Source organism: Colwellia sp. E2M01, assembly GCF_018860585.1.
In the GTDB taxonomy this organism is placed as follows: domain Bacteria; phylum Pseudomonadota; class Gammaproteobacteria; order Enterobacterales; family Alteromonadaceae; genus Colwellia.
This window is the reverse complement of the sequence record NZ_JAHKPR010000010.1, coordinates 75971-83390: the sequence shown is the minus strand read 5'-3', so window position 1 is coordinate 83390 and position 7420 is coordinate 75971. Positions and strand designations below refer to the sequence as shown.

General features: G+C 34.4%; 5 protein-coding genes. 3 read left to right on the top strand and 2 right to left on the bottom strand.

Annotated elements, in window-relative coordinates:
* The first annotated feature begins 119 nt into the window (after positions 1 to 119).
* The gene (locus KO502_RS01135) at positions 120 to 998 is read left to right on the top strand and encodes a TatD family hydrolase (protein WP_216020715.1); all 879 of its coding nucleotides are present in this window, start codon (positions 120 to 122) and stop codon (positions 996 to 998) included.
* Between the two features lie 13 nt (positions 999 to 1011).
* Here KO502_RS01135 and KO502_RS01130 read toward each other — a convergent pair whose 3' ends face one another.
* Positions 1012 to 1710 carry a hypothetical protein gene (locus KO502_RS01130; protein WP_216020714.1) on the bottom strand — a complete coding sequence of 233 codons (699 nt, stop codon included), beginning with the start codon at positions 1708 to 1710 and terminating at the stop codon, positions 1012 to 1014.
* A 107-nt stretch (positions 1711 to 1817) separates the two neighbouring features.
* Here KO502_RS01130 and serB point away from each other — a divergent pair, with 107 nt between their 5' ends.
* Positions 1818 to 2828 (top strand): phosphoserine phosphatase SerB, encoded by a 1011-nt coding sequence (gene serB / locus KO502_RS17280; RefSeq protein ID WP_216020713.1) that lies wholly within the window; start codon positions 1818 to 1820, stop codon positions 2826 to 2828.
* Between the two features lie 188 nt (positions 2829 to 3016).
* Here serB and KO502_RS01120 read toward each other — a convergent pair whose 3' ends face one another.
* A complete protein-coding gene (locus KO502_RS01120; protein ID WP_216020712.1) occupies positions 3017 to 5515 on the bottom strand; it encodes a PilZ domain-containing protein in 2499 nt (832 codons plus the stop codon).
* 410 nt (positions 5516 to 5925) lie between these two features.
* Between KO502_RS01120 and radA the strand changes: the two genes are divergently transcribed.
* On the top strand, positions 5926 to 7314 hold the full coding sequence (gene radA, locus KO502_RS01115; RefSeq protein ID WP_216020711.1) for a DNA repair protein RadA: 1389 nt from the start codon (positions 5926 to 5928) through the stop codon (positions 7312 to 7314).
* The last annotated feature ends 106 nt before the right edge of the window (positions 7315 to 7420 follow it).

The following is a 7420-nucleotide window of genomic DNA, read 5'->3' as shown; positions in this document are numbered from 1 at the left end:
AAGTGTCCTGTCGGGAATCTAGTTTTTAAGACATTAAAAAATACAAGAATAGCTCCCCGATAAATAACTCGGGGATAACGACTACTATTAATATAGCTAAACCATCAACGGAGGCAATAATGCAATTTACTGATAGCCATTGCCACCTTGATGACATTGCTTTTAAAGAGCACCTTCCTGAGTTACTGGTGCAATGCCAGCAGCTCAATATTAACCGCATTATTGTCCCTGCAATATCACCTAGCAACTTTAACCAAGTACTTGAGTTAGCGAAAAATCATCACAAAGATCCTATTTGCATTTATCCTTGTTTAGGTATTCATCCTTGGTTTTTACAAGACTTAAACGACACACATCTTGCACAATTAACACAAAGTGTTAAGCAAGCTCGTAGTGACATTATTGCTATTGGAGAAATTGGTCTTGATGGCGCTATTGCTAAAAAAGCGGAAGCACATGGGCAAAGTATTGAAGATAACTGGCATCATCAGCAACATTTTTTTGATTATCAGCTGAATATTGCAAATGAACAAAACTTACCAGTTATTATTCATCACAGGCAATCTCACGATAAAATAATGCCTTTTTTAAAACGCTATAAATTAAACAAAGCAGGTATTATTCACGGCTTTTCGGGCAGTTACCAACAAGCAGTAAATTATATAGACTTAGGCTTTAAACTCGGCGTTGGCAGTACTATCACCTATTCACGAGCAAAAAAGACCATTAACGCCATTAAGCGTTTACCGTTAACAAGTTTAGTACTGGAAACTGACGCGCCATCAATGCCGTTAAGTAAAGAAGTTATGAGTAATGAGGTAAAGAGTGACGAGTTACTTATGACATATGAAAGTGACGCAACAAAAAAACCAAACAACTCACCAGTTAATATTATTCAGATATTTAAAGTACTAACGAATATACGTACAGAAAATGTCGAAGAAATTGCGAATCAGCTTGAGAGCAATATAGAACAAGTATTTTTTAGCCACATTTAATTAACCATATAAATTATGTTTGATCTACGTTTGGTTTAGTATTTAACCGATAACCACGTCGACTAAAGCGGTTTAAACCGCGAGTCAATAAAAAGCCAACGACGCCCGCTAATAACAACATTAAGCGCTGTAACGATTGCTTCTCTTCATCAGCTTTGGCTAATAATTTAGTTAAATAACTCGGCTCGATAGTAAAGCGTAAATATCCATGTAATTTATCAATATTTTGATCGGTATATCTGATCTCTTCAATAAAAGGAGTAAAGGTTGACGTTAAGTTACGTTGAAAAGGAGAAACACCATATAGATCATTAATACTTTTTGCTTGTGCGGGCATAACATCATTACCCTGTTTATCTTTTCCAATAGAAACACTTGAAACAAGTAATTTTCCTGTAGCGTCGTATAAATGGGCCTGATTAACGAAATTAACCTTGGTTAAGCCGTCGAGGTAATCTTGTAAAAAACTGGCTTCTTTATTTTTATTTTCATGAGATTGCTCAAGAATTACCGCAATACCAGCAATAGCCTGTTTTAACTGTTGCTTAGCAATATAATTAAAATGTTCAGTTAAATTTTCGTTATCGCGTTTACTCATCGATTGCCAAATACTCATCAATAGAACGATCAGTACAATGGCAGCAATTAATTGGAAAATTTTATTATAAGTCGACGATAATTTAGGGTATAAAAACGGCTCGGCTTGCTTCATAATACGGCTATAATTGTTTTATTACATTAATAATCTCACTATAGTTAGATTATTAACTGATGTGAAGTTTAATATTTACATAAATACCAATAGCCTAGAGAATTAACGTGCCTGAAATCAGCAATCTATTACCTTTATCACTTGAGCAATATTTAGCTCAAAACCCAATAAATACTCAATTACCTGTTACTTTCACCTTTTCCACACAAGCACTTAACATTGGTGAAAAGAGCAACCAAACAAACATCAACGAAAATAAAACAGAACTAGTTGTTTTTCAAGAATTGACATTATCTCAGCTACTCGCATTAACAGAGCAAGTTAAGCTTGAAATAACCTCATTAAACACTATTAATCACCGCAATAATCAAACCAGTTATCGTTTTCAAGTAAACTGTGCCGATTTTATAGCTTCGCGTAAAACTCTAGCAGAGTTTACTTTAGCCAATAACATTGAAGCTGCTTTATTAAATAAAGTACCAAGGTTAAGTGAGCCCGGTTTATTAGTAATGGATATGGATTCAACCACAATAGAAATTGAATGTATTGATGAAATAGCCATTCTTGCCGGTGTTGGCGAAGAAGTAGCAGAAGTAACCGAACGTGCTATGCAAGGTGAATTAGATTTTGCTCAAAGCTTACATCAACGTGTTGCTACTTTAGAAGATTCGCCTGTGAGTATATTAAGTGATGTGGCAAAAAACATCCCTTTAATGGCAGGCTTAAAACCCTTAATTGCTGAACTTAAAAAGTATAATTGGCGTATTGCTATTGCTTCAGGTGGTTTTACTTATTTTGCCGATCACTTAAAAGATACGTTAAGTTTAGATGCTGCTTTTGCTAACACTCTTGAGATTGTTGATGGCAAATTAACGGGTAAAGTTTTAGGTGATGTTGTTGATGCACAAGTAAAAGCTGACTCATTAGCTATTTTAAGTGAAGAGTACTCGATTCCACCTAGTCAAACTGTCGCAATGGGTGATGGTGCTAATGACTTAGTGATGATGGCCGCAGCAAGTTTTGGTGTTGCATTTCATGCTAAACCAATTGTGTTAGCGCAAGCTGATAGTAGTATCAATGTACAAGGCTTAGACTGCTTATTACATTGGTTAGCTTAACTATCTAATCCATTATATATGCATGGTAGTAAGCTTTAACTTATAATTTCTAAAGCGCTAACGTCATAAGCACTAACTAAAAAGCCTCAGTGAAAAACCTATTTAGGGTTTTCACTGAGGCTTTTTTGATCAAGTTACGTTATAAGTATCGCAACCTGCTCACTCACAATATAACTTTTAATAACAAATTAGTTATTATCTAGCTCACTTACCAGAATATGCCTTAATAAAGCTTCTTGTGTCGAATCAACCAGCTGAACTAAACCTGCGACACTGTATATCTCTTGTTCAATCTGTTTACCACGATGAATGGCATATGAGCTAACATACGCTAGCTCTGGGTTTAAATATTCCATATGTGCTTCATCACTTCGTGATAACTTTAAATCAACACTATAGAACCGCCCTTGCTTTAAAGCCTCTTTAATAAATGCATGCCGTAATTCAGCTGTCTTTAATTCACTTACTCGGCTTATTTCAACAGAGCTTTCTACGTCAGTTATATTAGTTTTAATGGCAATATAAAGTTGCTCATTTATCGCACTATCTGTTGCTAGTAGTTTTTTCATATACTGATCAAGTAAGTTACGAACACCTAAATTACTCAACAACGGGTAAAGATTATAGTAACCACGGCGATCACTTAAACGTAACATATCAGCTAAAAGATTATTATGGTTTTGTAATCCATACTGCCCTGCGACCAAGCTTTCCACCTTATAACGACTACCGCTTGATTGCACTATCGCTGACGGTATCGACATATTTACTGCATATAAAGTTCTTAATGCATCAGATAAACCCGGCGTTAACATGGCGTATTCATCAGGCGTTAATTTGTTCTTATTTTTATTTATAAGTAACTTAAAAAATGAACGACCTATATGTTGATGTTCTTTCACAGAAACCCGTAAATTAATTTCTGTTTTATCCTTATTTACTCGAATAACTTTATAAGGCAAGTTACTAAGATCAAACTCTGAAGTTATTTTCTGTAATTTAGGAAAGCTTAAATAAACAATATCATCTTTAGACAAAGTTGCAGGACTCGCTAAATTTATTTTCATACCTGATACAGAAAAGTCAGCCGAAGTTCCTGACCATTTTACAGACTCACATTCAATAGTTACCGGCGTTTCATATTTAAAGCGCATCTCTTGGCGTTGGTGGCCGTAACTTAACACTATTTCATCAACAGTTTTCGTCGCTGTAACTTTACAACCAAGTCGTTTAAGTTTATCTGGATCAATTCCCGTGGCTCCTAGCGATTTATAATCACTTCTTGCCGTTTTGTCGGTAATATCAATAGCGGTAACGATATAAGGTAGTTGCTTAATTATTTGATTAACTTCATTTGAAACAGGTGGGTTTAAGTAAATTTCTTGTTTAGTTGCTGTATTTGATAAAGTAAAAGGTGAATATGCATGTTCAGTATCCACTTTTTTAATATTTAATGCCGTAACAGCAAAACTTTCTTTTGTTGCTGCAAAGGCTAAAAATTGTTTAAAAAACACTTTGTCTTCTTTTAGATGTTGCTCATCTAAAGTGTAAAAAAACTTGTTACCTTTATTTTCATGAAAAAAACTAAACACAAGTAAAGACTTGCCTTGCTCTTTACACTCAAGTAAATACTGCAGTCGTTCTGGGTTTATCAAAAAATGTAATGCTGACTGATTTTTATCATCTTTCCAGTATTGATATTGCTTGTTATTATTTTTAGTTGTTAAGGCATAACGAGGTAAGAACGTTTCTGAGTTGTTATTTTTATTTTTATTTTTATTTTTATTTTGCAAAAATATAGGTAGCTCATTTACCTTTACTAACGAAAATTGTTCAAAACTTCTTGATTGTAATGCAGCTAAAGTATTGTCTAAATTAATTTTATAACGACGTTTATTACCTTGAATATAACCTATCAAAAAACGTTCAAAAGCATCGTTATCGGAAATATTAATACGCTTACAGCCAATAATTTGCGTACCCGAATCACGTTTTACATTTTTCACTTCAAAGGTGAATAATGAATCTTTAGTAAACTGAAATTCTTGCTCTAATCCTGTAAAAGCAATAGATATAACATCACCTTTATATAAGCCCATTTCATTTATCAATTTAAACTTTATTCCGCGTACACTAATATCAATACTGGTAGTAGATATTTCTCGTTGATTATGCACTTTTAAGGTGATCGGAATGGCATAATTCATCCGCTCTTCTGCGCGATCTGGGTAGTTACTTAACAGGTGAAGTTTGGCTGTATATTGCAGTTTTTCAACACTGGGTTTATTAGTACTGCTAACGTTGTCGACTGTACTCGGCTTTATTTGTTCGTTTTCATAAATATTACGAAAACTATTTTTAGCATCTTTAACATCTTCATAAACACCAAAAGTATAACCGCCATATATACCTACACTTTCTTTAAAAGCAGCAATAGCAACTTCATCTAAAAAGTGTGATTGCCCCTGAAAATCAAAAAACTGACAATCACCTTTAACCAATCCCCGTAAATCAATAGCACGGGTACAAGGAGACGCTAAACGTTTTAATTCCATTTTAAGTAAAAATCGTTCATTTTTACTTAAATGTTCGGTCGCCGCATTATACTTAGGTTCAAAGCCTTTTTTATTTACTTCACCACGTAAATTATTAATAATTTCATAGTGTTTGCTAAAATCTTTATTCATAATTATTTTATTAACTTATATTCTACAGTTAAAGACTGCAATTAAACCGAGTTTGATAGCGGTGTTTTTTAGTTTTTATTACTTTATATTATTAGTTTAGACAACAAAATTAAAATCATTGTAATCTAAACAAATTTATCTTTAAAAACATAGCAATATTATGCCTCATTAGAAAAAAGTTAGCACAAAAGTACAAAGTCATTCATTTAATTTGAATTTTTTTAATTGTTTCTTTAATTCTATAATGCTAACTCCTAATGTAAACCTTATAATAAAGCTAAAAATTTAATAGCGTTATAAATAATACCGCAACTCACTAGCCTTACCTAGAAAATTTGAGTTGTAAGTCCAGTGTTAAAGTCCGTTATCGTTTCAGTCATAGTCGTGTTCATAAATAGGTATCAATTTAAATGGCAAAAGCAGCAAAAATAGAGTTCGTATGTACAGATTGTGGGTTGAACTATAATCGTTGGCAAGGACAATGCCGTTGCGGCGCCTGGAATACAATTGTTGAAATGAAAATACCTAAGGCAGGCAATAAAAGTGCTAGCTCTCGCCTTACCAGTAATGGTGGTTATGCCGGACTTACCGGTGGCGGCTCTAAAAAAATTAATGAAATTCAATCAACCGAAGCCGAAAAAAGATTAACAGGCATTGGTGAGCTTGACCGCGTATTAAGTGGCGGCGTAACCACAGGCTCTGTAAATATTATTTCAGGTGATCCTGGCGCTGGTAAAACCACCCTACTCTCAGATTTAATTGCCCGCATGTCACAAAATATGGCATCACTTTATTGTACTGCGGAAGAATCACTTTCTCAGTTTAAAAACCGCGTACACCGATTAAAACTCGATTACAACGAAGAACAGCTATATTTACTTGCTGAAACAAGCGTTGAAGCAATCATCGAAGAGTTAGAAACAAATAAGATTAAGTTCGCAGTAATTGACTCTATTCAAGCGGTAGTTACTGATAATGCCAACGGTAGCCCTGGCTCTCCGTCACAAGTAAAAAGTAGTGCTCAAGCCTTAACGCAATACTGTAAGCAAAACGATGTAACCATGTTTATTATTGCTCATGTTAATAAAAACAATGAAATTGCTGGTCCACAAACACTAGTACATATTGTTGATGCGTTACTGCATATAGACACTAACGACGGGCAAATACGAACCTTACGCGCCAACAAAAACCGTTTTGGTGATATTGATACTGTCGGCATTTTCAAAATGTGTGAGCGAGGTATGCTTAGCGTTGATAACCCAAGTGAAATATTTTTATCTGGCTCTAGTACTGAATCTCCAGGTTCAACCATCACCTGTATTCGCAAAGGTAATCGAAATCTGCTTTTAGAAATTCAATGCTTAACCACAGAAACCGAAGCAGAGTTTCCACAACGTGTTTGTGTTGGCTTAAACATGAACCGCATAAAAATGTTAACTGGAATATTGCGTAAACACACCAAAACCAAAATATTTCACGATACCTTTTTTAATATTGTTGGCGGTTTAAAAATAGATGAGTCTGAAACCTGTATCGATCTCGCGTTAGTTACCGCCTTATTAAGTAGTTTGAATGATTTTGTGATACCTCGTACTACCTGCATTATGGGCGAGTTGAGTTTAAATGGTGATGTTAGACCAATAGATAGTGGTGTACCACGCGTTAAAGAAGCTGCACAACATGGTTTTACCGAAATATATATTCCATATCGTAATTACCATAAATCAATGGAAGGTTTAGGCGCTAACATTAAAGCGGTAAAAACGATTCATGAGCTAATAGCGTTAATTAAATAACTCTAAATAAGTAGCATTAATAAAACTCCATTAAATAAAGTGACCATAAACACATATACAAAAGAACAAGCGATATATGAGTTTATGGTAATATCAGCGACTCCAT